24 protein-coding genes are annotated in these 22,829 nt (G+C 68.4%); 11 read left to right on the forward strand and 13 right to left on the reverse strand.

What is annotated here, in order from left to right; translation table 11 throughout:
- Positions 1-8: 8 nt before the first annotated feature.
- Positions 9-1,046: a beta-ketoacyl-ACP synthase III gene (locus ACAM49_RS03360; protein ID WP_369633963.1), complete on the reverse strand. Its 1,038-nt coding sequence runs from the start codon at positions 1,044-1,046 to the stop codon at positions 9-11.
- 116 nt (positions 1,047-1,162) lie between these two features.
- On the opposite strand from ACAM49_RS03360, the gene ACAM49_RS03365 reads away from it, so the two are divergent.
- Genes ACAM49_RS03365 through ACAM49_RS03375 form a run of 3 tightly spaced genes read left to right on the forward strand, consistent with a single transcriptional unit; the run spans position 1,163 to position 3,260 of the window.
- Positions 1,163-1,747 (forward strand): TetR/AcrR family transcriptional regulator, encoded by a 585-nt coding sequence (locus tag ACAM49_RS03365; RefSeq protein WP_369633964.1) that lies wholly within the window; start codon positions 1,163-1,165, stop codon positions 1,745-1,747.
- A 42-nt stretch (positions 1,748-1,789) separates the two neighbouring features.
- Positions 1,790-2,788 carry an aldo/keto reductase gene (locus ACAM49_RS03370; RefSeq protein WP_369633965.1) on the forward strand — a complete coding sequence of 333 codons (999 nt, stop codon included), beginning with the start codon at positions 1,790-1,792 and terminating at the stop codon, positions 2,786-2,788.
- Positions 2,789-2,822: 34 nt separating this feature from the next.
- Positions 2,823-3,260 (forward strand): RpiB/LacA/LacB family sugar-phosphate isomerase, encoded by a 438-nt coding sequence (locus ACAM49_RS03375; protein ID WP_369633966.1) that lies wholly within the window; start codon positions 2,823-2,825, stop codon positions 3,258-3,260.
- Here ACAM49_RS03375 and ACAM49_RS03380 read toward each other — a convergent pair whose 3' ends face one another.
- The 4 genes from ACAM49_RS03380 to ACAM49_RS03395 are packed head-to-tail and all read right to left on the reverse strand — an operon-like array spanning position 3,261 to position 7,088.
- Positions 3,261-4,874 carry an acyl-CoA synthetase gene (locus ACAM49_RS03380; protein WP_369633967.1) on the reverse strand — a complete coding sequence of 538 codons (1,614 nt, stop codon included), beginning with the start codon at positions 4,872-4,874 and terminating at the stop codon, positions 3,261-3,263. It abuts the gene before it with no gap.
- Between the two features lie 34 nt (positions 4,875-4,908).
- Positions 4,909-5,370: a gamma-glutamylcyclotransferase family protein gene (locus ACAM49_RS03385; protein ID WP_369633968.1), complete on the reverse strand. Its 462-nt coding sequence runs from the start codon at positions 5,368-5,370 to the stop codon at positions 4,909-4,911.
- Positions 5,367-6,152, reverse strand: a complete 786-nt coding sequence (locus tag ACAM49_RS03390; RefSeq protein WP_369633969.1) for an MBL fold metallo-hydrolase — start codon at positions 6,150-6,152, stop codon at positions 5,367-5,369. The genes ACAM49_RS03385 and ACAM49_RS03390 overlap by 4 nt, the downstream gene beginning before the upstream one ends.
- Positions 6,153-6,164: 12 nt before the next feature.
- A complete protein-coding gene (locus ACAM49_RS03395) occupies positions 6,165-7,088 on the reverse strand; it encodes a hydrogen peroxide-inducible genes activator (RefSeq protein WP_369633970.1) in 924 nt (307 codons plus the stop codon).
- 112 nt (positions 7,089-7,200) lie between these two features.
- Between ACAM49_RS03395 and ACAM49_RS03400 the strand changes: the two genes are divergently transcribed.
- The 4 genes from ACAM49_RS03400 (at position 7,201) to ACAM49_RS03415 (ending at position 10,004) form a co-directional block, all read left to right on the forward strand.
- Positions 7,201-7,788, forward strand: a complete 588-nt coding sequence (locus ACAM49_RS03400; protein WP_369633971.1) for a peroxiredoxin — start codon at positions 7,201-7,203, stop codon at positions 7,786-7,788.
- Between the two features lie 55 nt (positions 7,789-7,843).
- Positions 7,844-8,383 carry a carboxymuconolactone decarboxylase family protein gene (locus tag ACAM49_RS03405; protein WP_369633972.1) on the forward strand — a complete coding sequence of 180 codons (540 nt, stop codon included), beginning with the start codon at positions 7,844-7,846 and terminating at the stop codon, positions 8,381-8,383.
- Between the two features lie 157 nt (positions 8,384-8,540).
- On the forward strand, positions 8,541-9,290 hold the full coding sequence (locus ACAM49_RS03410) for an HNH endonuclease family protein (RefSeq protein WP_369633973.1): 750 nt from the start codon (positions 8,541-8,543) through the stop codon (positions 9,288-9,290).
- A 21-nt stretch (positions 9,291-9,311) separates the two neighbouring features.
- On the forward strand, positions 9,312-10,004 hold the full coding sequence (locus ACAM49_RS03415) for a PhzF family phenazine biosynthesis protein (RefSeq protein ID WP_369633974.1): 693 nt from the start codon (positions 9,312-9,314) through the stop codon (positions 10,002-10,004).
- A gap of 9 nt (positions 10,005-10,013) precedes the next feature.
- Here ACAM49_RS03415 and ACAM49_RS03420 read toward each other — a convergent pair whose 3' ends face one another.
- A complete protein-coding gene (locus ACAM49_RS03420) occupies positions 10,014-10,367 on the reverse strand; it encodes a VOC family protein (RefSeq protein ID WP_369633975.1) in 354 nt (117 codons plus the stop codon).
- A gap of 126 nt (positions 10,368-10,493) precedes the next feature.
- Here ACAM49_RS03420 and ACAM49_RS03425 point away from each other — a divergent pair, with 126 nt between their 5' ends.
- Positions 10,494-12,044: an MFS transporter gene (locus tag ACAM49_RS03425; RefSeq protein WP_369633976.1), complete on the forward strand. Its 1,551-nt coding sequence runs from the start codon at positions 10,494-10,496 to the stop codon at positions 12,042-12,044.
- A gap of 18 nt (positions 12,045-12,062) precedes the next feature.
- Here ACAM49_RS03425 and ACAM49_RS03430 read toward each other — a convergent pair whose 3' ends face one another.
- Both ACAM49_RS03430 and ACAM49_RS03435 read right to left on the reverse strand, forming a co-directional pair.
- Positions 12,063-13,289 carry an aspartate aminotransferase family protein gene (locus tag ACAM49_RS03430; RefSeq protein ID WP_369634019.1) on the reverse strand — a complete coding sequence of 409 codons (1,227 nt, stop codon included), beginning with the start codon at positions 13,287-13,289 and terminating at the stop codon, positions 12,063-12,065.
- A gap of 98 nt (positions 13,290-13,387) precedes the next feature.
- Positions 13,388-14,074: a DUF5134 domain-containing protein gene (locus ACAM49_RS03435; protein ID WP_369633977.1), complete on the reverse strand. Its 687-nt coding sequence runs from the start codon at positions 14,072-14,074 to the stop codon at positions 13,388-13,390.
- Positions 14,075-14,230: 156 nt separating this feature from the next.
- Here ACAM49_RS03435 and ACAM49_RS03440 point away from each other — a divergent pair, with 156 nt between their 5' ends.
- Positions 14,231-14,467: a hypothetical protein gene (locus ACAM49_RS03440; protein ID WP_369633978.1), complete on the forward strand. Its 237-nt coding sequence runs from the start codon at positions 14,231-14,233 to the stop codon at positions 14,465-14,467.
- Here ACAM49_RS03440 and ACAM49_RS03445 read toward each other — a convergent pair.
- The 4 genes from ACAM49_RS03445 to ACAM49_RS03460 all read right to left on the reverse strand — a co-directional run bounded on the left by ACAM49_RS03445 (position 14,426) and on the right by ACAM49_RS03460 (position 19,615).
- Complete coding sequence (locus tag ACAM49_RS03445; protein ID WP_369633979.1) at positions 14,426-16,255, reverse strand: hypothetical protein; 1,830 nt, start codon at positions 16,253-16,255, stop codon at positions 14,426-14,428. The genes ACAM49_RS03440 and ACAM49_RS03445 overlap by 42 nt on opposite strands.
- Before the next feature lie 2 nt (positions 16,256-16,257).
- Positions 16,258-17,316, reverse strand: coding sequence for an ATP-binding protein (locus tag ACAM49_RS03450; RefSeq protein ID WP_369633980.1), 1,059 nt, complete (start codon positions 17,314-17,316; stop codon positions 16,258-16,260).
- A 94-nt stretch (positions 17,317-17,410) separates the two neighbouring features.
- Positions 17,411-18,139 (reverse strand): IclR family transcriptional regulator, encoded by a 729-nt coding sequence (locus tag ACAM49_RS03455; RefSeq protein ID WP_369633981.1) that lies wholly within the window; start codon positions 18,137-18,139, stop codon positions 17,411-17,413.
- Positions 18,140-18,145: 6 nt separating this feature from the next.
- Positions 18,146-19,615: an APC family permease gene (locus ACAM49_RS03460; RefSeq protein ID WP_369633982.1), complete on the reverse strand. Its 1,470-nt coding sequence runs from the start codon at positions 19,613-19,615 to the stop codon at positions 18,146-18,148.
- Positions 19,616-19,847: 232 nt separating this feature from the next.
- Between ACAM49_RS03460 and ACAM49_RS03465 the strand changes: the two genes are divergently transcribed.
- Together ACAM49_RS03465 and ACAM49_RS03470 are read left to right on the forward strand one after the other, a co-directional pair.
- A complete protein-coding gene (locus ACAM49_RS03465; protein ID WP_369633983.1) occupies positions 19,848-21,365 on the forward strand; it encodes an APC family permease in 1,518 nt (505 codons plus the stop codon).
- A gap of 305 nt (positions 21,366-21,670) precedes the next feature.
- Positions 21,671-22,135, forward strand: coding sequence for a GNAT family N-acetyltransferase (locus tag ACAM49_RS03470; protein ID WP_369633984.1), 465 nt, complete (start codon positions 21,671-21,673; stop codon positions 22,133-22,135).
- Here the strand turns inward: ACAM49_RS03470 and ACAM49_RS03475 are convergent.
- Positions 22,121-22,756: a Pr6Pr family membrane protein gene (locus ACAM49_RS03475; RefSeq protein WP_369633985.1), complete on the reverse strand. Its 636-nt coding sequence runs from the start codon at positions 22,754-22,756 to the stop codon at positions 22,121-22,123. The two genes, ACAM49_RS03470 and ACAM49_RS03475, sit on opposite strands and share 15 nt — an antisense overlap.
- Positions 22,757-22,829 lie beyond the last annotated feature (73 nt).

Consider the following 22,829-nt stretch of genomic DNA (forward strand, 5'->3'; position numbering starts at 1 on the left):
GTTGAAGATCAAGAAATAGCGGGCATCCGGACGACCTGACCGGCATAGGCCAGGCCCGCGCCGAACCCGAGCAGCAGCGCGGTATCGCCCGGCTTGGACTCGCCCGAACGCAGCAGCTGCTCCATCGCCATCGGAATGGACGCGGCGCTGGTATTGCCCGTCTGCGCGATATCCCTTGCGACGGCGACACTTTCGGGCATGTGCAGAGCCCGGACCAGTGCGTCGGTGATGCGCCCGTTGGCCTGGTGCGGCACGAAGGCGTCCAGATCCTCGGCCGAGACACCCGCCTGGTCCAGCGCGTCACGACACGCCTTCTCCAAGAACGTGACGGCCCAACGGAATACGGCCGCGCCGTTCATCCGGATGTACGGGCGCACCGTGGTGCCGCCGATCGCCTCGGCCTCCGCCACCTCGGCGAAGTACTGCTGAAAGTCCTTGTCCTGCTTGATCGCCGCGGTCTGGCTGCCGTCCGAGCCCCACGCCACCGGGCCGATGCCCTCCTCGTCCGAGGCGCCCACCACGACCGCGCCCGCACCGTCGGCGAAGATGAACGCGCAGGTCCGGTCGTCCTGGTCCAGCAGGTCCGAAAGTCGTTCGACGCCGATCACCAGCACGTGGCGGGCCTGTCCGGCGCGCACCAGGTTGGCGGCGTTCGCCAGCGCGTAGCAGAAGCCCGCGCAGCCGGCCGAGACGTCGAAGGCGGCGGTGTCGTGCATGCCGAGTTCGGTGGCGACCACGGCACCGGCCGACGGGCCGAGCACCATCTGCGAGGAGGTGGCCAGGATGACCGCGTCGATCTGCTGGGCGGTGACGCCCGCGGCCTCGAGCGCGTCACGCGCCGCGGCCGTGCTCATGGACACGATGGTCTCGTCGGCCTCGGCCCAGTGCCGGGCCTCGATGCCGGAGCGGGTCCGGATCCATTCGTCCGAGGAGTTGATGCGGTCCACGATCTCGGCATTGGGGACCACCCGGCGCGGGCGATAGACCCCCAGCCCGAGCAGCGCGGCGTGGGCGACCGGGGTGGCGGTGGCGATCTGGGCTGGCATGCGCACTGAATCCTTCGTTCCCATATGAACCGATCGGTCCACATGGCTATGATTTAACATGGACCGATCGGTTCACACAAGTGCTCGAGGCATTTGCACGGGTCTGGAGGAATTGCATGACAGCGGGACCACGCGCCCGATTGATCGCGAGCACCATCACCACGGTCCAGGAGCACGGCGTGCACGCGGCCGGCCTGAACGAGCTGCTCAAGCGCAGCAATGCCTCCAGAAACTCGCTGTATCAGCACTTCCCGTCCGGCAAGGGCGAATTGGTGGCGACCGCGGCCCGCATCGTGTCCCGCATGGTCTATTCGCACGTGAGCCGCATGGCCGACGCCCTGCCGGGCGCGCCGACGCTGGCCGGGTGGGTCGACGAACTGCTCGGCTTCTGGCGCGGCCAGCTGGAGACCAGCGACTTCCGCGCCGGCTCGTTCATGATGGCCGCCGCCCTCGACGAGCTCGACCCCACCCTGCAATCGACCGCCGGCCAAGCCTTCTCCGAATGGACCGCCCGCCTCGCCGACGGCCTGGTCGAAGCCGGTGTCGACAACCACACCGCCTGCTCCCTCTCCGGCTTCATCCTCTCCGTCATCGAGGGCGCGATCGTCCAGAGCCGAGCCCTCAAATCCGTCCTCCCCTTCACCGACGCGGGCACCCAGCTCACCGTCCTGCTCCGCCACCACCTCCCGAACCGCCGCTGACCGGTTGACTTGGAGCACACTCCAGGTCGTAGCGTCGTGACCATGATCGCGACACGGAAACTCGGAGAACTCACCGTCGGCGCTCAGGGCCTCGGCTGCATGGGCATGAGCAGCGCCTACGGCGTCCACGACAACGACGCCGAATCCATCGCCACCATCCACCGCGCCCTCGACCTCGGCGTCACCCTGCTCGACACCGCCAATGTCTACGGCCCCGAAACCAACGAGCGCCTGGTCGGCCGCGCCATCGCCGACCGCCGCGACAAGGTCGTCCTCGCAACCAAATTCGGCATCGTCTGGGGCGACCAGGGCGCCATGGGCACGAGCCCCATGGGCGCGCGCGGCGACGCCGCGTTCGTCAAGGAATCCTGCGACGCCTCCCTGTCCCGCCTCGGCGTCGACCATATCGACCTCTACTACCAGCACCGCGTGGATCCGAACGTTCCCATCGAGGAAACCTGGGGCGCGCTCTCGGAGTTGGTGCAGGCGGGCAAGGTTCGCTACCTCGGCATCTCGGAGGCTTCGCCCGAGAGCATCCGCCGCGCCCACGCCGTTCACCCGGTGACGGCCCTGCAATCCGAATGGTCGCTCTGGACCCGCGATATCGAACCCGAAGTCCTCCCGACCTGCCGCGAACTCGGCATCGGCATCGTCCCCTTCTCCCCCTTGGGCCGCGGCTTCCTTACCGGCGCAATCACTTCCACCGCCGACCTCCCCGCCGACGACCTGCGCCACAACCTCCCCCGCTTCTCCGACACCAACCTCGACCGCAACCTCGCCATCGTCGAGGCCCTCCGCACCCTGGCCGCCGAAAAGTCCGTCACCCCCGGCCAACTGGCCCTCGCCTGGGTCCAGTCCCGCGGCGACGACGTGGTCCCCATCCCCGGCACCAAACGCCGCACCTACCTCGAACAGAATGTGGCGGCCACCGAGATCACCCTCACCCCCGAGGATCTGGCCCGCATCGAAGCCGCCGCCCCCGCCGAAGCCATCGCCGGAGCCCGCTACCCCGAACACCTGGCCCGCGCCGCCGGCCGCTGACCGAATTCGAGCCACCCCGGCGGATACTGCCTCCATGAGGATTTCGGTAGCAGCAGACGAGGACACCGGGGTGGCCGCGGCCGTGGTCGAGGAGCTGCGCGCCCGCGGCCACGACGTGACCGTGCACGGCGCGCTCGAACCCCGAGAGCGCGACGACTGGGCCTGGGCCAGCGAGGCGGCCGCCCGGGACGTGGCGGAAGGCCGCGCGGATCAGGCCGTCGTCTGCTGCTGGACCGGCACCGGCGCCTCGATCGCAGCCAACAAGGTGCCGGGAACCCGAGCCGCCCTGTGCGTCGACGCCTACACCGCCGAGGGAGCACGAAAGTGGAATGACGCCAACGTCTTGGCTCTCAGTCTGCGCTTGACATCGCGAGCCCAACTCTCGGAAATCCTGGACGCCTGGTTCGCCGGGGCCCCGAGCACTGACCCTGGCGATCAGGCCAATATCGAGCACGTCGATCGGATCGGGTGATCAGGCTCCGTTGGCGAGGTGGGCGTGGGCGATGCGGAGTTCGCGTTTGAGGATCTTGCCGCTGGGGTTCTTGGGTAGGGCCGCAACGAATGTCACGTATTTGGGGACCTTGTAGCCTGCTAGGCGTTGTTTGCAGTGGGCGATGATGGCGGCGGCGTCCGGCTCGGTTCCGGTGCGGGAGACCACGATTGCGGTGACGGCCTCGATCCAGTGGGGGTGAGGGATGCCCACGACGGCGGCTTCGGAGACGTCGGGGTGTTCGTAGAGGACTTCCTCGACCTCGCGGCTGGCCACGTTCTCGCCGCCGGTTTTGATCATGTCCTTCTTGCGGTCGACGACGCTGAGGTAGCCGTCGGCGTCCAGCACGCCCAGGTCGCCGCTGTGGAACCAGCCGTTGCGGAAGGCTTCCGCGGTTTTCACCGGGTCGTTCCAGTAGCCGAGCATGGCTTGCGGGGAGCGGTGGACGATTTCGCCGATCTCGCCGATGCCGACGGGGATGTCGTCGTCATCGACCACGCGGGTTTCGACATTGAGGGTGGGGCGGCCCGCCGAGCCGGGCTTGGTGAGCTGGTCCTCGGGCGCGAGAACCGTTGCCAGCGGGGATAGTTCGGTCTGACCGTAGAAGTTGGTGAGGCCGACGCCGGGTAGTCGCTCGGAGAGTTCCATCAGGACTTCGACGGGCATGATGCTCGCGCCGTAGTAGCCCTTGCGCAGGGAGGACAGGTCGTAGGAGTCGAAATCGGGGTGGCGCAGCAGGGAGACCCACACGGTGGGCGGGCAGAAAAGCTTGGTGGCGCGTTCGGTTTCGATGGTGCGCAGGATGGTCGCGGGGTCCGGGCCCGGCAGCAGGATGCTGGTCGCGCCGAGCCACAGGTCGGGGGTGAGGAAACAGTGCAGCTGGGCGCAGTGGTAGAGCGGCAGGGCGTGGACTTCGATGTCGTCGGCGCTCATGCGGCCGTCCACCACCACGGAGGTGTACTGGGCGATCAGCGCTCGACTGGACAGCACAGCGCCTTTGGGGCGGGATTCCGTGCCGGAGGTGTACATGATCTGGATGGGGTCGTCGTCGCCGACGAGAATCCCGGGCGCGGAAGCGTCGGAATGGTTTTCCCACTCGCGCACGTCCTCCCAGCCCGGCGCGGCGGGCAGGCCGCCCAGCCCGATCCACCCGAACAGCCGGATCTCGCTGTCGCCCAGCTGTTTCACCGCGGCCTCGGCCTCACCGGCGAGTGCGTCCTCGGTGATCAGCGCGACGGCGCCGGAATGCTCGAGAATGAACGCCACCTCGTCGGCGGTGAGCATGAAGTTGATCGGCACCGAGATCGCGCCCAACCGCGCCAGCGCGAAGAAGACGAGCACGAATTCCCGGCAGTTGTGCGAGTAGATCGCGACCCGATCCCCCTGCGCCACACCGCGATCGGCCAGGCTGTGCGCGACCCGGTTCACCGCCGCGTCGAGCTCGGCGTAGCTCTCGCGCCGCTCCCGCCACACCAGCGCGGTCTTGTCCGGAACCCGGGCGGCGCTGCGCCGCAGGAGATCTCCGAGCGCCTGTGACCGCGCGCCCGCCACCGTCAGATCCGTGCCATCCGGGACAATCCGGTCAGTGCCATTCATGCGACCAACTTCTACCGCATAAATGTGTCCCGCGTCATAGAGTCTCGCTGACCAGGATCAGATCGCGCCGCCACGCAGCGCATTTCCCCACGTAACTCAGCAGCTGCTCGGACGCGAACGAAGATGCCGACCAGTCTTGATCTTCCACCTCGGTCGTCCATACGTAGGTCCACGCGTAGACGACCCGCTCCCCCGCCGTCACCGTGACCGGCAGCAGATCGTATTCGTCGTCCTCGAAAGCATCGAGCACCAGCCACTCGTCGGCGTTCAACCCGGTGAGCAGGAAGCCCTCGGTGACACTCGCCGCCGCGGTGACGAGCCCGGGATACACCCGCCCCGGCAGCGCGGCCGCCCGCCGGCCGGGCAGCCGGGCGGGCTCCAGATCCGGTACCCGCCCGATCAATTCGGTCAGGACCTCGGCGAACCGGAGGGTTCCGTAGACGAAAAGCGCATCGCTCGCGAACGACGGTAACTTTCGTGCCCACCGGTCGGTCATCGGCCGACTGTACGCGCTGTCCGCGAGAAGATCCCGGCGTCGTGCGAGTTGATCACGGTGACCTCGTGTCCGTGCAGCTTGCGCAGCTCGCGCAGCCGCCGCTGGTTGGCCCGGTAGGCATCGCCGACGATGGCCCCGGTCTCGTACACCTTCCACCAGAACGGGGTGAACGGTTCCTCGGGATGAATGCTGGACTCCGGGAAGAACGCGTCCCCCGCGTGCAGCAGCCACCCGTTGCCGTGATCGATCGCGACCCCGGCGTGCCCGCGGGTGTGCCCGGCCAGCGGCACCACCAGAATCTCCGGCGGCAGCCCGGGCAGGTCGCGCACGGCGGTGAAACCGAACCAGTCCTCCGCGCCCTCGACCTCGTTCACCATCCACTTGGGCCCGTGCGCCCACTGCGCGGCGCGGTACCGCAGCTTCTCCGAGAGCGTGGGCGTGGCGGTCGCGGCCCGGAATTCGGGCCCGTGGATGTGCACGGTGGCCTCCGGAAAATCCGACAGTCCACCGGAGTGGTCGAGGTCGAGGTGGGTCAGGATGATGTGCCGCACGTCCCGCGGGTCGTAGCCGAGCGCCTGGATCTGGCGGAACGCCGTCTCGGACTCCCTCGGCTTCGCCCCCATCAGGAAACGGCTGGCACCGACCATCTTTCCGGGTTGTCGCACGGCCTCGAGCCCGAACCCGGTGTCGACGAGCACGAGCGCGTCGCGGGTCTCGATGAGCAGGCAGTGGTCGATGACGCCGAATCCCATGGTGCCGCAGTTCAGGTGGTGAATCCGCATGAACCGAGCGTTTCAGACCCTCTGAGACGGCGCAACCGCGCACTCCCGGATGATCGCGGCGAGCAGGTCGTAATCGTCGCCCCGGGCCGTCGAGGAGCGGAACGCCAGCCCGATGGTGCGCCCCGGCGCGGGCGCGGCGAACGTCGCGATCTCCAATGTGCCGCGCGCGGTTTCGGCCGCCACCGCCATGGCCGGAATCAGCGTGACCCCGAGATCGCCCGCGACGCACTGCACCACGGTCGCCAGCGAGGTGGCCCGGGTGTCGCCGACAGCGCCCGGATGCACCTCACTGGCCCGGCACAGATCGAGGGTCTGATCGCGCAGGCAGTGCCCCTCGTCGAGCAGCAGCAGCGGAAGCGCGTCCAGGTCCGCGGGTTTCAGGTTCTTGCGCCCGGCCAGCTCGTGCCCGCGCGGCAGCACCAGCACGAACTCCTCGGTATAGAGCGGTATCTCGACCAGCCCGGTGGCGTCGGCCGGGAGCGCGAGCAGCGCCACGTCGAGCACACCCGAGCGCAGGCCGTCGAGCAGCCGCGCGGTGCGGTCCTCGATGATGTGCGGCGCCAGATTCGGCATTCGCCTGCGCAATTCGGGCAGCAGCGTGGGCAGCACGTAGGGGGCGACGGTCGGGATGATGCCCAGCCGCAGGGTGCCGCCGAGTCCCTGCCCCGCCGCGGATGCGACAAATCGGTCAGCCGCTTCGAGGGTGGCAATGGCTTGCGGCAGTAGCCGTTTGCCGTCGGCGGTGACCAGCACCCGGCGCGTGCTGCGCTCGATCAACTGGAGCCCCAGTCCGTTTTCCAATGATGCCAGGGCCTGCGATAACGTGGGTTGGCTCACGCCGAGCCGGGACGCCGCGGTACCGAAGTGCCGGTATTCCGCGACGGCCACGAACGCACGCAGCTGTGACAGGGTGGGCTGATAAGACTGATCAGTCACGCCTATCAGTCTAGTGCGACCGATCACGTTTACCTCTCAGCACGGTTCGGCCAAGATCGAAATCGTATATACGTCTCGACACAATCGGCACGACTACATATGAGGAGCAAGCATGGCCCTGCTGACCATCGGCGACCAGTTCCCCGCCTACAACCTGACGGCAGTCATCGGCGGTGATCTCTCGAAGGTGAACGCTCAGCAGCCCGACGACTACTTCACCCAGATCTCGAGCGACGACTACGCCGGCAAGTGGCGCATCGTCTTCTTCTGGCCCAAGGACTTCACCTTCGTCTGCCCGACCGAGATCGCCGCCTTCGGCAAGCTGAACGACGAGTTCGCCGATCGCGACGCGCAGGTGCTGGGCGCCTCGGTCGACAACGAGTTCGTGCACTTCCAGTGGCGTGCCCAGCACGAGGATCTGAAGACCCTCCCGTTCCCCATGCTGAGCGACCTCAAGCGGGAACTGGCCACCGCCACCGGCGTTCTCAATGCCGACGGCGTCGCCGACCGCGCCACCTTCATCATCGACCCGAACAACGAGATCCAGTTCGTGTCCGTCACCGCGGGTTCGGTGGGCCGCAATGTCGACGAGGTGCTGCGCGTGCTCGACGCCCTGCAGTCCGACGAACTGTGTGCCTGCAACTGGAAGAAGGGCGACCCGACCATCAAGGCCGGCGAGCTCATGACCGCGTCCGTCTGACGCCGACCAGCACCCAGACGGTATCCGAGCACCAAGGCACCCAAGGAATTTCGCAGTGACCATCGAGAACCTGAAGAACTCGCTACCCGAGTACGCCAAGGATCTGAAGCTCAACCTGTCCTCGCTCGCCCGCACCACCGTGCTCAACGAGCAGCAGCTGTGGGGCACCCTGCTGGCGTCGGCCGCGGCCACCCGCTCGGCCACCACGCTGCGCGAGATCGCCGAGGAGGCGGCCGATGTGCTGTCGGCCGAGGCGTACAACGCCGCGCTCGGGGCCGCGTCGATCATGGGCATGAACAATGTGTTCTACCGCGGCAAGGCGTTCCTCGAGGGCCGCTACGACGATCTGCGCGCGGGCCTGCGCATGCAGATCATCGGCAATCCCGGTGTGGCCAAGGCCGATTTCGAGCTGTGGTCGTTCGCGGTCTCCTCGATCAACGGCTGCCAGCACTGCCTGGAGGCGCACGAGCACACGCTGCGCGAGGAGGGCGTGTCGCGCGAGGTGATCTTCGAGGCGCTGCGCGCGGCGGCGATCGTCGCGGGCGTGGGCCAGGCCGTGGCGTCGACCGAGGCGCTGGCCACGGTGTCTGCCTGATGACTACGGTCTCGGCCTGATTCACCGGCTCGAAGAAAGGGGCTGGACGCCGCGAAGTGTCCAGCCCCTTTCCTATTTGCTAATAGATTGCTGCAATCGGGTCACCGCTCGGCAACGATGACCGGATCGTCCGATTCCTCGCCCTAGACTCCCCCGCATGCCCAAGCGCTCCCGGACCACCGCCCGGCGTCGCTGGAACAGATTCCTCGCCACCTCCGTCGTTCTCATCGCGGTCGCCGCGGCCGGGATGGCGCTCTACCTGAACCGCCACGAGACGACCCATGCCGAAACCCCGTCGGCGGGAGATCCGGAGAGCACGCGCCTGCTCGACGCCGGGCAGGCGCGCACCGGACTGGATCGGCTCACCGTGGCCTGGAATCGCAATTGGGAGTCCTACGACCGCAATGCGTTCGGCCCCGGCTGGTCGGGACGCGGCGGTGAGCCGACCCTGTCCGACGGGTGCACCGCGCGCGAGGACGTGATGAAGCGCGATCTCACCGAAACCCGCGTGGGCGACAGCAATTCGTGCCTGGTGCTGACCGGAACCCTGATCGATCCGTACACCGGCGAGCGGCTGCCGTACGACCGGTTCAAGGCCTCGGACATCGAGATCGATCACGTGGTGGCGCTGGGCGACGCGTGGCGGTCGGGTGCGTCGGCGTGGAGTCCCGAGCAGCGCGAGAAGTTCGCCAATGATCTGGGCAATCTGCTGGCCGTGCAGAAGCAGGCCAATCAGGACAAGGGTTCCAAGACCCCGGACCAGTGGAAGCCGCGCGATGCGTACTGGTGCGAGTACGCGCGGCGGTGGGTGAGCGTGAAGTCCCGGTGGGGATTGACCGTGCAGCCCACCGAAAAGAGCGCCCTGGCCGACATGCTCGATTCCTGCTCGCCACCCGTGAATCGATAACTGTGGGTAAGCTCGGATGCCATGACGGTTCCGGAAAGCGATGGCTCCCAGATCGAAATCGTGCGCGTGTTCACCGATCCGGCCGGGCGCTTCGGCAACCCGCTCGGCATCGCCCGCTTCGCCTCCTTCGAGGGTGTCGACCACCAGGCGCTGGCGGCCCGCGTCGGCTACAGCGAGACCGTCGTGGTGCACGATCCGGTGAACGAGCGGGTGGCGATGCGCATCTACACCCCGGCCGTGGAACTGCCCTTCGCCGGGCACCCCAGCGTCGGCACCGCGTGGTGGCTCAATGATCAGCGCAAGCCGGTGAAGGTCATCGATGTGCCCGCCGGTCCGGTCGAGGTCGCGGTGGTCGACGGCATGACCTGGGCGCGGGCCCGCGCCGAATGGGCCCCGAACTTCGAATTCCACCAGTTCGAGGATGTCGCCGAGATCGCCACCCTGGACCCGGCCGACTTCCCCGCCGGCCAGCACTACTGCTGGGGCTGGACCGACGAACCGCGCGGCGCGGTCCGCGCTCGAATGTTCGCCCCCGCCATGGGAGTTCCCGAGGACGAGGCCACCGGCGCGGCCGCCATCCGGCTCACCGCCCTGCTCACCCGCGGCCTGAAGATCACCCAGGGCGAGGGGTCGCAGATCTTCACCGAATGGGATTCCGACGGCTGGGCCCGGGTCGGCGGGCGGGTGGTCGCCGATCACCCGATCCTGATCTAGATCCCTCGGCTAGATCCGCTGACCGAAGGCGAGCCGGTGACCGCCGGGGATGCGGAGCACGAAATCACGCAGTCCCCAGGGATGTTCGGTGAGCGGCGTAACGATATCGGCGTTGCGCGACACGCAGTACGCATGGAGCGCATTCACGTCTGTTACGCCGACATAGCCCGCGGTGGTCTCGTTGACGGCGGGATTCGGGGTGCGCACGATGCCCAGCCCGACCCCGTCGCGGCGCACCAGCGCCAGTCCCATGTCGGGCTCGTCGACCTCGACGACGAAACCCAGGACATCGCGCAGGAACTCGACCGTCGGCGCGAGGTCGGCCACCTCGAGGTTGGCCCGGTAACTCTCGAAGTCGGACATTTCCGCAGCATACCGCCGTGCGGGTACGGAAATTCGGTTGCGAACCTGTCGGTGGCGGATGAGATGGTTTATGCGCTGCCATCGGAATCGGCAGCCGCCCATCCCCCATCGGAAGGACCCTTCGCCGTGGACTCGACCGTCATCGCACCCGCGCGGTCCGATCGGGCGGGTCGGCGCGAATGGATCGGCCTCGGGGTGCTGGCGCTGGCCTGCCTGGTGTACGCCATGGATCTGACCGTGCTGCACCTGGCCGTGCCGCAGATCAGTGAGACGCTGCATCCGAGCAGCACGCAGCTGCTGTGGATCATCGACGTCTACGGGTTCATGCTGGCCGGTCTGCTCATCACCATGGGCACGCTCGGCGACCGCATCGGGCGGCGACGCTTGCTGCTGCTGGGCGGGGCGCTGTTCGGCATCGTGTCGGTGATCGCGGCCTTCTCCCCCACCGCCGAGTTCCTCATCGTGTGCCGGGCACTGCTGGGCATCGCGGGCGCGACCATCGCGCCCTCCACCCTCTCGTTGATCTTCAACATGTTCCGCGATGCCCGGCAGCGGTCACTGGCCGTGGGCACCTGGGTGAGCGCGTTCTCCGCGGGCGGCGTGGTCGGCCCGCTACTGGGCGGCGTACTGCTGGAACACTTCTGGTGGGGTTCGGTCTTCCTGCTGGCCGTGCCGGTCATGGCGCTGCTGCTGGTGCTGGGTCCCCGGGTGCTGCCGGAATTCCGTGATCCCGAAGCCGGTCGGCTCGACTTGACCAGTGCCGCACTGAGTGTGGTCACCATGATCTCGCTGGTGCTGGCCATGAAGAAGGTCGCGCAGGACGGGGTGGGCACGGCACCGCTGGTGGCCGTCGTGGTCGGCGTGGTGGCGGGCGCGCTGTTCGTGCGGCGTCAGCTCACCCGGCCCGATCCGATGCTGGATCTGCGCCTGTTCGGGCTGGGCGCGTTCCGAACCGCCCTGGGCATCAATGTGATCGCCATCTTCGTGGCGTTCGGCTACTTCCTGTTCGTGGCCCAGTACTTCCAGCTGGTCCTGGCCATGACGCCGATGCAGGCCGGGCTCGCCATGGCCCCGTCCAGCGTCGGCTTCATCATCGGCTCGCAGGCGGCCCCGCGCATCGTGCGCGTGCTGCGCCCGGCCTACCTCATCGGCGTCGGAATGGTGCTGGCCGCAATCGGTTTGGTCATGCTCACCATGCTGTCGGTCGACGGCGGCCCGGCGCTCGCGGTGATCGCCTCGCTGCTCATCGCCCTGGGCCTGGCCCCGGTCTTCGGCATCACCACCGAACTCATCGTCGGCTCCGCACCGCCGGAGCAGGCGGGGGCCGCCTCGGGCATCTCCGAAACCGGCTCGGAACTCGGTGGCGCCCTGGGCATCTCGATCCTGGGCAGCATCGCCCTGGCCATCTACCGCGGCGATCTATCCGACACGCTGCCCCGCAACCTGCCCGGAGCCGACTCCGCCCGCGAAACCCTCGGCGAGGCAGTCCAGGTCGCCTCGACCTTGCCCGGCAATATGGGCGCCGCGGTCCTGACCGCCGCCCGCGAGGCCTTCATCCACGGCGTCCACATCACCGCCGGGGTGGCCGCGATCGGCGCGATCCTGGTGGCCGTCCTGGCCGTGGCCCGCCTACGCCACGTGCCCGCCGGAGAACTCTCCGGCGAGCACGGGCACTGATAAGCAGGCTGGAACGAATCAGCCCAGGGCTGCGGCGAAGCGGGAGGCCATCTCCGCGACCTCGGCCTCGGTGATGACGAAGGACGGGGAGATCTGGAGGGCTCCCTGGCCGGCCGCACGGGTCGAGACGCCATGGGCGCGGAGGGTTTTCACGAACGGCAGCGCCTCGGCCGGATCGGCGAGCTGGACGGCGGCGACCGCGCCCAGGCCGCTGCGGACCTCGGCGACGCGGGGGTGGTCGGCCAGCGGCGAGAAGTGCTCGTGCAGCAGGGATTCCAGGTTCTTGCTGGCGTCGAGGAGGTTCTCGCGCTCGAAGATGTCCAGGTTCGCCATGGCCGCGGCGGCCGCGCCCGCGTGCCCGCCGTAGGTGTAGCCGTGCCGCCACCAGACGCCGCCGGAGAAGAAGGGCTCGGCGATGTGCGGGGCGATGAAGACCGCGCCCATCGGGACATAGCCGGAGGTGAGGCCCTTGGCGGTGGTCATGAGATCGGGCTGGAGATCGAAACGCGAAGAGGCGAACCAGGATCCACCGATGCGGCCGAAGCCGGTGACGACCTCGTCGGCGACGAAGAGGATGTCGTTGTCGCGGCAGATCCGGCGGACCTCGGCGAGGTAGCCCTCGGGCGGCAGGTACACCCCGCCCGCGCCGATGATCGGTTCGGCGAAGAAGGCCGCGATGCGGTCCGCGCCGATCTCCTCGATGAGCGCGGTCAGCGCCTTGGCCTGATCCCATTCGATGGTGCGGGTGTCGGGCATGAAGACGCCCGTGTAGCCCTCGCCGTTGACCGGGATGCCGGCCAGCGAGGTGCCGCCGACATGCATGCCGTGGTAGGCCTTCTGGCGGCCGACCAGGATGGTCTTCTCGGGGCGGCCCATCTCCTGCCAGTAGCGGCGGGCCAGCTTGGCGGCGGTGTCGATGCCGTCGGAGCCGCCGGAGGTGAAGAAGATCTTGCTGCCCGGCACCGGGGCGAGCGCGGAGAGCCGCTCGGCCAGATCCCGGGTCACCGGCGAGACCAGGTCGCCGAAGTTGGAGTAGTGCGCGACCTGGGTCAGCTGCGCGGCGACCGCCTCGGCGATCTCGCGGCGACCGTGGCCGATATTGGCGAACCAGAGGCCGCCGGTGGCGTCGAGGTACCGCGTACCACCCTCGTCCCAGATGTGCGCGCCCTCGCCACGGGCGACCACGAAGGCCCCGTCACGCTCGACCGCACCCATGTCGGCGAAGCCATGCCACAGCGAACCCATCCAGAGCACCTCCATCACCCGGTTACCTATCCTCACCATCTCACCACTAGGACGGTGATCAGGTCGAACGGCCCCCGGGATCAGGCGGCCCCACAGGATCAGGCAACGACCGCGGCCACCAGCATGTAGGCGGTGCCGAGATCCATGACCAGGTGCGGGACCACGGCCAGCGACCCGGCCGACCCCGTCGGATGCGGGAAAACCCGAGGCAAACGGTGGCGCAGCGCGGGCACGGCCATCACGATCGCGTCCACCGCGAACAGCGCGGCGAGCGCGAGCATCGGCCCGGGCGCGGGCCCCCCGTGCGCGGACACGGCCATGCCCTGCCCGTGCGTCCCGTGCCCGCTCATCGCGTAGAGCATGGCCGCGGCCGCCACCACGTGATACCCGAACGCCCCCACCCCGCGGTCGGCATTCGCGATCCCGCTGCGCCACCGCAGCATTCGCTCTCCCAGCACCAGCGTGTACACGACCACCATGGCCGTCAGCACCCCGCGGACCGCCCGCGGATCGACGGCCACCGGAAACACCAGCATGCCCAGCATGACCAGGCACATCACCAGGTGCGCGGCATCGGACTCCCGATCCGCGCCCGCCTCCACCTCCGCCCCCTCGGCAACCAGGAGCGGGCGCCGCCCCAGCCGGGCCACCACCAGCGCGGCGGCCAGGCAGAAGGCGATCACCGCGGCCCAGCGCAGCGCCCCGTACTGCTCCACGAAAACAGCCACACCCCACCACCTCTCACCGCGGCGACCGGCTCCCACCTCCATGGTGACACCGCTCACGCCCGGTCCTTCCGCCCTTGCGCTGCCGAATCCCCCGCCCCGGCACCGCCACTCGGAACGGATTCGCCAGGGGGTGACCGATTACCCGGCCGATTCAGCGGGGCCGCCGCCCTGCCACGGTTGCTACGCATACGTATGAAACAGAGGAGTACCCGCATGCGCTCGCGCCCGAACGCCGAACCGATCGACCCGATCGCCGATCTACGAGCGAATCTGAACCTGCTGCGCTATTCGGTGGAGCAGATGGCCGAGGCCATGAAGGGCATCCTGCAGGACATGCGGAGCTTCGACGCCCGGCTCAGCGCGCTGGAAGCACAGGCGGGCACGGTCGATACTCGATCCGCCACCGCGTCAACGGATGTGGAAGACCGGCCCGTGGGGACGGAAGGGTAGCGAGGCGCCCGCGGGGATCAGGAAGGCGTGCTCGCGCCGAATGCGCAGCACATCGATCATGCCGTCGGTGATGACCAGGATCGGTCCGTCGGCCGGGAAGTCGTCGGCCTGTTCGAGCAGCCGGATACCCGGTTGCAGCACGGTGCCGCCGCGACCGCGCACCCGGACACCGGACGCGATCGCGTCGACGGGGAGATACCCGGCGTCGTGGGCGGCCGCGTCGCAGTAGACGACTCGCGCGCGCGGCACATCCCGGGCCGAGGCATAGGAGGCGATCACGCCCAGGCCCTTACCCATGAGTTCCTTGGACATCGACCCCGAGGTGTCCAGCACGACCCCGAAAGTGGGCAGCCGCACCGATTCATCCGGCCGCACCCACGCCGGGCGCGGAATATCGGGCGTGGACGACTGGCGGCGTGACGCGCGCGCATAGCTGCGGCGCTTCTCGACGGCGGGGATGTGCTCGTCGAACCAGTTCGCCAACTGGGCATCCCAGGGCAACGGGGGTTGATCGAGAGCGCGGATCTCCTGTTCCAGCCCCGCGGGCAGCAGGCCGCGACCGCTGGACAGATGAAAGGCCAGGCCCCTGCTCATGGCACTGCGGTAGTACTCGTCCAGATCCAGGTAGCGGCCCGGCGCATTGCCGTGCGGCAGCGGCTCTCCCATGATGTCGCCCTTGCCGCGTCCGCGCAGGGTGGCGATCTTGCGCAGCCGCCGTAGATCGGTGGCGATGCGGTCGTAGATGTGCTCGGCGGACAGCCCTTTCAGCTGCGGGTCGTAGAGCAGCCCCTCGGGCAACTGCCCGACGCCCATCTCCACCAGCCAGCCGTTGACCACGTAATCGCAGGCGACATTGAACAGGTAATGGTCACGCCACCCGGCGCGCTCACCGTGGCGCAGTGCCGCGTGCAACATCTCGTGCGCGAGAACGAATCTCCACTCCTCTTCGGACATCGTGCGCAGCGGATTGATATAGATCTCCGCCGCCTCGGCGTTCACCGCCGCGATCGAGATGTCCCAGCCGCGCGCCACATCCGCGTCCGCGACGATCTTCATCCCGGCCGCCAGCGCACCCAGCAGCGGATAGGACGAGACGAACCAGTTCAGGGCGCGGTCCCAGACGCGCAGGGTGGCGGCCCGGCCGCGGGTGACATCGCGTCCGGCGGCTTCGAGGGCATCGCGCGCGGCCTCGCCGATTCCGATGGCCAGTTTCGACTGGTGATCGAACTTCTCGGCGTTCTCGACGGTACCGACGAAGAAGTCCGGATACTCGCTGCGCCGGTAGGGTTCCGGAACGCTGGTCTGCCACCAGCGTTCGGCGAGGGCCCGCTCGTCGAAGCCGCCCGGCGCGGGCGGCAGATCGAGCGGCGGCCGCCCGATCTTCAGGGTCAGCAGGTACTGATCGATCAGCGTGCAGCAGGCGGCGCGATAGACCGGATGCGGTTGCTGCGGCGCACTCATCCAGGTGCGCGCGTACGCGTTCGCTTCCAGCGCCCGCCCGGGCACTTCGCGCGGGTCGAGGTGGCCGAACCCGGCGTGCAGCAGCAGATGCGCGAAGACCCAGGCCCATTCGTCGGCCGTGGCCCGCCGCTTCGAGTTGTAATGCACCGAGCCCGACGGTGAGATGACGGCCATCACATCGTCGGGCAGGCGTCCGTCGGATTCGGCCAGCCAGGTGTGCATCCGCCGGAAGACCGCCTGATTGACGACCTGCTTCCACCCGTTGTCGAGATGTTCCTTCCACGGGTCGATCACCTTGCCGCGCTTGCGTTTCGAGCCTGCGGCCATGGCTACCTCCGGGCGGCCAGGCGCGGCAGGTCGCGGGTGATCTCGATCAGGAACCAGGACGGCAGCACCGGCAGCCCGTCGTCGTCGGAGGCGATCACCAGCTGCGCGCACTCCACCGAGATCTCGGCGAGTTCGGTGAGCATGGTCTTGGCGCGCAACGAGAATCGCTTGATGCCGGGCGAGGCGTGCTCGCGCGATTCCGGGAGCTCCTTGATCAGCCGCGCCCGGAAGGCCTCGGACAGGAAGTACAGCAGGTCGCGGTCGGCGGGATTGCGCGGCCAGCCCGCGTCACCCTTGATGACGGCCTCCAGATCGAAGGCGTGCCGCACCGTCTTGACGAAGGCGCGGAACCCGGAAGCGTGTGCGGCGGTGAGGATTCCGGAGCACAGCACCCACAGCGTGGTGTCGTCGATACCCTCGCCGTAGGAGTGCAGGGCGTCGGAGAGCATGTGCCAGCCGCGCGGGGTGGAGAACGGCTGCTCGATCTTGGGCGGCTGCGACCACAGGTGATCGGGCCGCTGCATGAGGTATTCGATGACCCACGGGTGAATGTCGTTGCCACCGGCCCACTTCAGCCAGTCGTCGACATCGGCGCGCAGGTGCACGTGCACCATGCGGTTGACCAGCGCGGAGGCCATGGGCCGGGCGAGCGCGTTGTCGGTGGCGCGGTTACCGGCCCCGATGACCACGGATCCGGCGGGCAGTTCGTAGTTGCCCACGCGCCGATCGAGAATCAGCGAGTAGAAGGACTTCTGGACTTCGGCGGGCGCGGCATTCAATTCGTCGAGGAACAGGCAGTACGGCTGCTCGCGGGCGATCATCTCCGGCGGCGCGAACCGGCTGCGGTTCCCCACGATCTGCGGCACGCCGATGAGATCCTCGGGTGCGAGCTGGGTGCCCAGCAGCGTGACGCACTCCAGCCCGAGCGCCTCGCCGAACGCGCGCACCAGCGAGCTCTTCCCGATTCCGGGCGCTCCCCACAGAAAGACCGGACGCACCACCGCGACATGCAGCAGCAGCTCCGGCAACTGATCCGGAGTCACCGTGACAGTCGCTTCCAATTGATCCCTTCAGGTCGATGTCGTCCCAGGTTAGAAGCGGACGACGACCGAGAGCCACTGATTTTTAGCGACGTCTGTGTGGAAGGAAACCGGGTCAGTACAACAGCGGACCGAGCCCGGCGGCGCAGTCGCGGGCCGGATCGCGGTGGGTTTCCAAGGCGGGCAGGCGATTACTCGGCCCGGTCAGGCACAACGCCCCCGACAGCGTGCCGGTGCCGTTGTAGATCGGCAGCGCCAGGCACGCGACACCGGGCACGAGTTCGTCGGCGGCCTTGGCGTACCCGGTCTCGCGCACGGCCTGCAGATCGGTGGCCAGCGCCGCGTGATCGACCTTGGTACGCGCCGCGATCCGCACCGGATGCTCGACCAGCGTGCGCCATTCCGTGCGCGAGGCGAGCAGCAGTTTGCCCGCGGCGGAGGCGTGCAGGTGGCGGGACAGCTCGCGCTCGCCGGGGATGGGATGGTCGGGATCCTCGCTGAGCACCTGGACCGCGGCGGGCCGGAAGTTCATGAGGTGCACGGCGAATCGGGTGGAGGAACGGAAGTCGTCGAGCAGCGTGCGCACGGCCGTCGACAGCACCGGGACATTGACGGCGGCGGCGAAACCGCGCAGCCGCGCACCCAGCGCGAACCCGCGCAGATCACTGGTGCGGACCAGATATTCGTCCGCGACAAGGGAGTTGAGCAACCGGTACGTGGTGGCGGGCGCGATGCCGAGGCGCTCGGCGATCTCCTTGGCGGTGACGCCCACCCCGCAGTCGGCGACCGCCTCCAGGATGGCGATCGAGTTGGAGACGGTATTGGTGCGTCCGGTGTCCTTCATGCGCGCCTACCGGAAGGTCACCGTCGGCAGCAGGTCGCCACGCTGCGGCTCATCGTAGATTCCGATGCCGCGCAACCGATCCGGCGCGAGCACCCGCAACCCGATCGTGAAGACGACGGCGGCGACCAGCACGGCCGCGTACGCGATCACCACGGTGACATTGTCATTGCGGGCCGATACGGCCGCGGCGACCATGAGCGCGCCGAGCAACGCCGCGAGCACCGGCCCGAGAATCGTGATGGCGCGACTGGATTCACCGATCCGCCGCAGCAACGCCGGGGTGGCCAGGCACGCGGGCAGATACGAACCCAGATAGCCCAGCGCGCTCAAAGTCAGGAAGCTCCGAATCCCGTCCTGCGGTTCGGCTCCCGAGAGCAGGTACCACAGCGCGCACCCGGTCACCGCCGCCACGGCCACCACGATGGCGGGCGCGGGCGTGTGGAACCGCGGATGCGCACGCCCGGCGGCGGCCGGTGCGATGCCCTCGCGGCCCATGGTGAACAACACCCGCACCAGCGCGTTGATCGAGGCGACCGTGCAGGCGAAGAACGAGGCCGCCACCCCGAGATCCAGCACCGCGCCCAGGAATCGCGAATTGTCCTGCAGCAGCAGATCGGTGACCGGGGTCGAACTCGATGCCGTCCCCGCCGGCGCGGCGGCCAGCGCCACCGCCTGCGCGGCCACCGCGATCAGGTAGATCACGCCCGCCGCCACCGGTGTCCAGACCAGCGTCCGGGGCACCGAACGGAACGGACGGTACGCCTCGGCGGACAGCGTGGTCGCGCTCTCGAATCCGACGAAGGCGCTGATGGCCACGACGGCGCTCATGGCGAGAGTGCCGGTGCCGCCGTGCCATTCGAAGGCCGAGCCGGTGGGCGCGCCGTGCGTGTCCCGGGTCAGCAGATAGCCCATGAGCGCGAGCACCGTCACCACCGACACGCACTCCACCAGCAGCGTCGCCGACGCGGACAGCCGGATGCCGCGCACCATGAGCACCGCCGCCACCACGGCCGCGGCCAGCAGCAGCCCGATAATCGTTGCGGTCCCGCCGAATCCGGCGAACCCGGCCGTGACCGCGATCTGATCCAGATAGGTCCCCACCGCGATCAGGCCCGCCACGCTCACGCTCGCGTACCCGACGATCGCCGACCAGCCGACCGGCACCGCCACCGACGGCCCGAGTCCCTTGGCCACATACGTGTACAGCCCGCCGCTGACCGCCAGCCGCTGCGCCATGGGCCGGATCACCAGCGCCACACCCCAGGCCAGCAGCGCCGCCGCCAGGAACGCGGCCACGCTCGCGCCGCCCCCGGCCGCGCCGATCACGAAGGCCGGGGTCACCACGGCCGTGCCCGAGGGCGCGATGGCGGCCACCGACTGCGCGAACACCGGCACGAAAGGCAGTTCGCGCCGGGTCAATCCGCGCAGCGGCGACCGTTCGACCACCGGGGGTGGGCTCGGTGCGGCCGCTGTCATTCGCGCATGCCTCTCTGTTGGATAGCCACAGCGTCGCCGACGCGTATTGCGCCGACGTAAACGCGAGTAACGACGGCTTGTCGCGAGGCGAGACAAAACTCCCGCTCCTTTCTCGCCGACGGTCACCGTCGCATGCCCGCCCCTGTTACAGACCGCCTATAACGTTCCGGCCCATCGGAAATGAACCCGCCACCCGGTGTTTCGGGGGCGGGCGCAGCAGAGAGACGGATCCATGACGCAGCAGATCGACCGCGCCACCGCCGCGCCACCCGCCACCGCGCCACCCGACGGGGTGCATCGGCTGAAGGCCAATGCCGTCGGTTTGCTCGGTGTCGTCTTCATGGCCATTGCCACGGCCGCGCCGATCACCGCCATGACCGGCAATGTGCCCTTCATGATCTCGGCGGGCAGCGGTAAGGGCACGCCCGCCGCGTTCCTGATCGCCATGATCGTGCTGGCGGTGTTCTCGGTGGGCTTCACCACCATGAGCAAGCACATCACCGCGACGGGGGCGTTCTACGGTTTCATCTCCTTCGGCCTGGGCCGTTCGGCCGGTCTGGCGTCCGGAATGCTGGCGACCTTCGCCTACATGGTGTTCGAGGGTTCGCTGGTCGGCATCTTCTCCAGCTTCGGTGCGAGCACGGTGTCCGCGCAGCTGGGCTGGAATGTGCCGTGGTGGGTGTTCGCGGCCATCATGCTGGCGATCAATGCCATGGGCACCTGGTTCGGGGTGGCCGTCGCCGAGAAGTTCCTGGTCGTGCTGCTCGGCACCGAGTGCCTGGTGCTGGCCATCATGGGTGTCGCGGTGGCGCTGCACGGCGGTGGGCCGCACGGGTTCTCGTTCGCGCCGCTGAATCCGGTGAACGCCTTCGCCGGTCCGTCGGCGGGCCTGGGCCTGTTCTTCGCGTTCTGGTCGTGGGTCGGGTTCGAGTCGACGGCCATGTACGGCGAGGAATCGCGCGATCCCAAGCGGATCATCCCCAAGGCCACCATGATCGCGGTCATCGGCGTGGGCATCTTCTACGTGTTCGTGTCCTGGATGGCCATGTCCGGCAACGGCATTGCCGAATCGGCCGACCTGGCCGCCTCGGACAATCCGATGGACGTGTTCTTCCACCCGACCCAGACCTATGTCGGGCACTGGGCGGTCAGCGCCATGCAGTGGCTCATGATGACCGGTTCGCTGGCCTGCGGCATGGCCTTCCACAACTGCGCGGCCCGCTACCTCTACGCCCTCGGCCGCGAGGGTGTGTTCCCGATCCTCAAGCGCACGGTCGGCCGCACCCACGCCCGGCACGGCTCGCCGCACATCGCGGGCCTGGTGCAGACCGCGGTCGCGGTCGCGCTGGTCGCCGGGTTCGGCATCGCCGGGAAGGATCCCTACTCCGGCACCTACACGCTGCTGGCGATCCTGGGCACCATGGCCATCCTGGTCGTGCAGGCCACCTGCTCGTTCGCGGTGTGGAACTACTTCCGCAAGAACCATCCCGAAACCCGGCACTGGTTCAAGACCTTCGCCGCTCCCCTGCTGGGCGGGCTCGCCATGATCGGCGTGGTGCTGCTGCTGGTCACCAACATGGGCACCGCCGCGGGCACCGAATCCGGCTCGCTCGTCTTGAAGGCCACCCCGTGGCTGGTGGCCGCCATCGCGCTGGGCGGCTTCGGTTTCGCCGAATACCTCAAGCGCCGCTCCCCCGACCGCTACGCCCTCGTGGGCCGGACCGTCCTGGAGGAAACTCACGAACGCTGACTGATTCCTGCCAACTCCTCATCCATTGGCAACGGCCCGGCGCCTTTCGGCTGCCGGGCCGTCTTGGGTTTTCGGGGCGCCGTGCACGTATCCGACGCCCCGCGGTGGCACTCTCGGAAATAGTGCCCGCTGCGGTTCGCCCCACGACGTTCCGAACAGTCGGCGCGGGTTGCCCGAGGTGATCTCGAAACCCGACCGGCCACAACGAGTGTCACCGCTACGGGCGGGTGGCGCGCACCGCTACGGCGGGGACGGCACGGGAGGTCGCCCGGTTGGCGCTGGCGGTCAGTCGATAGCGTGGCCGCATGCGCATCGTGATCGACGATCTCACCGGCCCCGAGGTGATCGGGCTGCTCGAGGACCATGTGGCGGAGATGCTCGCCAACTCGCCCGAGGAGAGCATGCACGCGCTCGACGTCGAGGCACTGCGCAAACCGGAGCTCACCTTCTGGTCGGCGTGGGAAGACAGCGCGCTGGCCGGATGCGGGGCGCTCAAGGAGCTGGATCCGACGCACGGCGAGATCAAGTCGATGCGCACCACGGCGGCGTTCCGCGGGCGCGGGGTGGCGTCACAGGTGTTGCGGCACATCATCGATGCGGGCCGGGCGCGCGGGTACGAACGGCTGAGCCTCGAGACCGGGTCGTCCGAGTTCTATCTACCCGCGGTGCGGCTGTACGAGCGCTACGGATTCGAGTTCTGCGGCCCGTTCGCCGACTACACCGAGGATCCGCACAGCGTGTTCATGACGCTGGAGCTAGCTCGCGGCTGAGGCGCGGCGGTCCCGCCACTTCGAGGCCAGCTCACCCAGCGCTGTCACGGCGAACGCGATGATCACGAACGCGATCACCAGGATCACCAGTCCGAACGCCATCTCCCCGTAGCCCTGCTCCCGGGGGTCGATGAACGGGTACGGGTACCAGTCCACGATCGGGCCGCGGATCAGCGTGTACACGCCGTACACGATCGGATACGCGAGCAACGCGGCGATGAACCGCGCGCTGATCCCGAGCGCGGCCGGAACCAGCAGCCAGTCGGCCAGCGCCACCAGCGGGGTCACCCGGTGCAGCGTGTCATTGGTCCACGGGTACGCGATGCCGACATTGATCTTCGACAGCAGCAGCGCGTAGACGATGCCGGTGATGAGGATGTACAGCGTCGCCGCGCAGCGGATCACCTGCCAGCGGCGGCCCTGCGGATCGGCCAGCGCGATCACCAGCCACACCGCGATGATGATCAGGTTGGACTGGATGGTGAAGTAGCTGAAGAAGTTTCCCAGCGTCCCGCCGGCCGTCAGGTGGGTGGCGGTCCACACGGCCGCGGCGATGTCCAACGCGGCGAACGCCAGCAGCACCAACCGACCCCACAGCGGATGCACCGCAACGTCGTTCATTCCACGATATTCCCACGCCGGAGCCCGGAAATGCGGACGATACGCCGATACGAGCATCCTTCGGGCAATCACG

It is taken from the genome of Nocardia sp. JMUB6875 (assembly GCF_041154655.1).
Classification (GTDB): domain Bacteria; phylum Actinomycetota; class Actinomycetes; order Mycobacteriales; family Mycobacteriaceae; genus Nocardia.

What these genes read in the sequence shown, in the direction of transcription:
- ACAM49_RS03375 (WP_369633966.1), top strand. Translation starts at nt 2,823, where the DNA reads ATGAGGATTTCGGTAGCAGCAGACGAGGACACCGGGGTGGCCGCGGCC.
- ACAM49_RS03370 (WP_369633965.1), top strand. Translation starts at nt 1,790, where the DNA reads ATGATCGCGACACGGAAACTCGGAGAACTCACCGTCGGCGCTCAGGGC.
- ACAM49_RS03430 (WP_369634019.1), bottom strand. Translation starts at nt 13,289, where the DNA reads ATGGGTTCGCTGTGGCATGGCTTCGCCGACATGGGTGCGGTCGAGCGT.
- ACAM49_RS03470 (WP_369633984.1), top strand. Translation starts at nt 21,671, where the DNA reads ATGCGCATCGTGATCGACGATCTCACCGGCCCCGAGGTGATCGGGCTG.
- ACAM49_RS03380 (WP_369633967.1), bottom strand. Translation starts at nt 4,874, where the DNA reads ATGAATGGCACTGACCGGATTGTCCCGGATGGCACGGATCTGACGGTG.
- ACAM49_RS03360 (WP_369633963.1), bottom strand. Translation starts at nt 1,046, where the DNA reads ATGCCAGCCCAGATCGCCACCGCCACCCCGGTCGCCCACGCCGCGCTG.
- ACAM49_RS03415 (WP_369633974.1), top strand. Translation starts at nt 9,312, where the DNA reads ATGACGGTTCCGGAAAGCGATGGCTCCCAGATCGAAATCGTGCGCGTG.
- ACAM49_RS03465 (WP_369633983.1), top strand. Translation starts at nt 19,848, where the DNA reads ATGACGCAGCAGATCGACCGCGCCACCGCCGCGCCACCCGCCACCGCG.
- ACAM49_RS03460 (WP_369633982.1), bottom strand. Translation starts at nt 19,615, where the DNA reads ATGACAGCGGCCGCACCGAGCCCACCCCCGGTGGTCGAACGGTCGCCG.
- ACAM49_RS03475 (WP_369633985.1), bottom strand. Translation starts at nt 22,756, where the DNA reads ATGAACGACGTTGCGGTGCATCCGCTGTGGGGTCGGTTGGTGCTGCTG.
- ACAM49_RS03385 (WP_369633968.1), bottom strand. Translation starts at nt 5,370, where the DNA reads ATGACCGACCGGTGGGCACGAAAGTTACCGTCGTTCGCGAGCGATGCG.
- ACAM49_RS03455 (WP_369633981.1), bottom strand. Translation starts at nt 18,139, where the DNA reads ATGAAGGACACCGGACGCACCAATACCGTCTCCAACTCGATCGCCATC.
- ACAM49_RS03420 (WP_369633975.1), bottom strand. Translation starts at nt 10,367, where the DNA reads ATGTCCGACTTCGAGAGTTACCGGGCCAACCTCGAGGTGGCCGACCTC.
- ACAM49_RS03410 (WP_369633973.1), top strand. Translation starts at nt 8,541, where the DNA reads ATGCCCAAGCGCTCCCGGACCACCGCCCGGCGTCGCTGGAACAGATTC.
- ACAM49_RS03445 (WP_369633979.1), bottom strand. Translation starts at nt 16,255, where the DNA reads ATGGCCGCAGGCTCGAAACGCAAGCGCGGCAAGGTGATCGACCCGTGG.
- ACAM49_RS03440 (WP_369633978.1), top strand. Translation starts at nt 14,231, where the DNA reads ATGCGCTCGCGCCCGAACGCCGAACCGATCGACCCGATCGCCGATCTA.
- ACAM49_RS03365 (WP_369633964.1), top strand. Translation starts at nt 1,163, where the DNA reads ATGACAGCGGGACCACGCGCCCGATTGATCGCGAGCACCATCACCACG.
- ACAM49_RS03390 (WP_369633969.1), bottom strand. Translation starts at nt 6,152, where the DNA reads ATGCGGATTCACCACCTGAACTGCGGCACCATGGGATTCGGCGTCATC.
- ACAM49_RS03400 (WP_369633971.1), top strand. Translation starts at nt 7,201, where the DNA reads ATGGCCCTGCTGACCATCGGCGACCAGTTCCCCGCCTACAACCTGACG.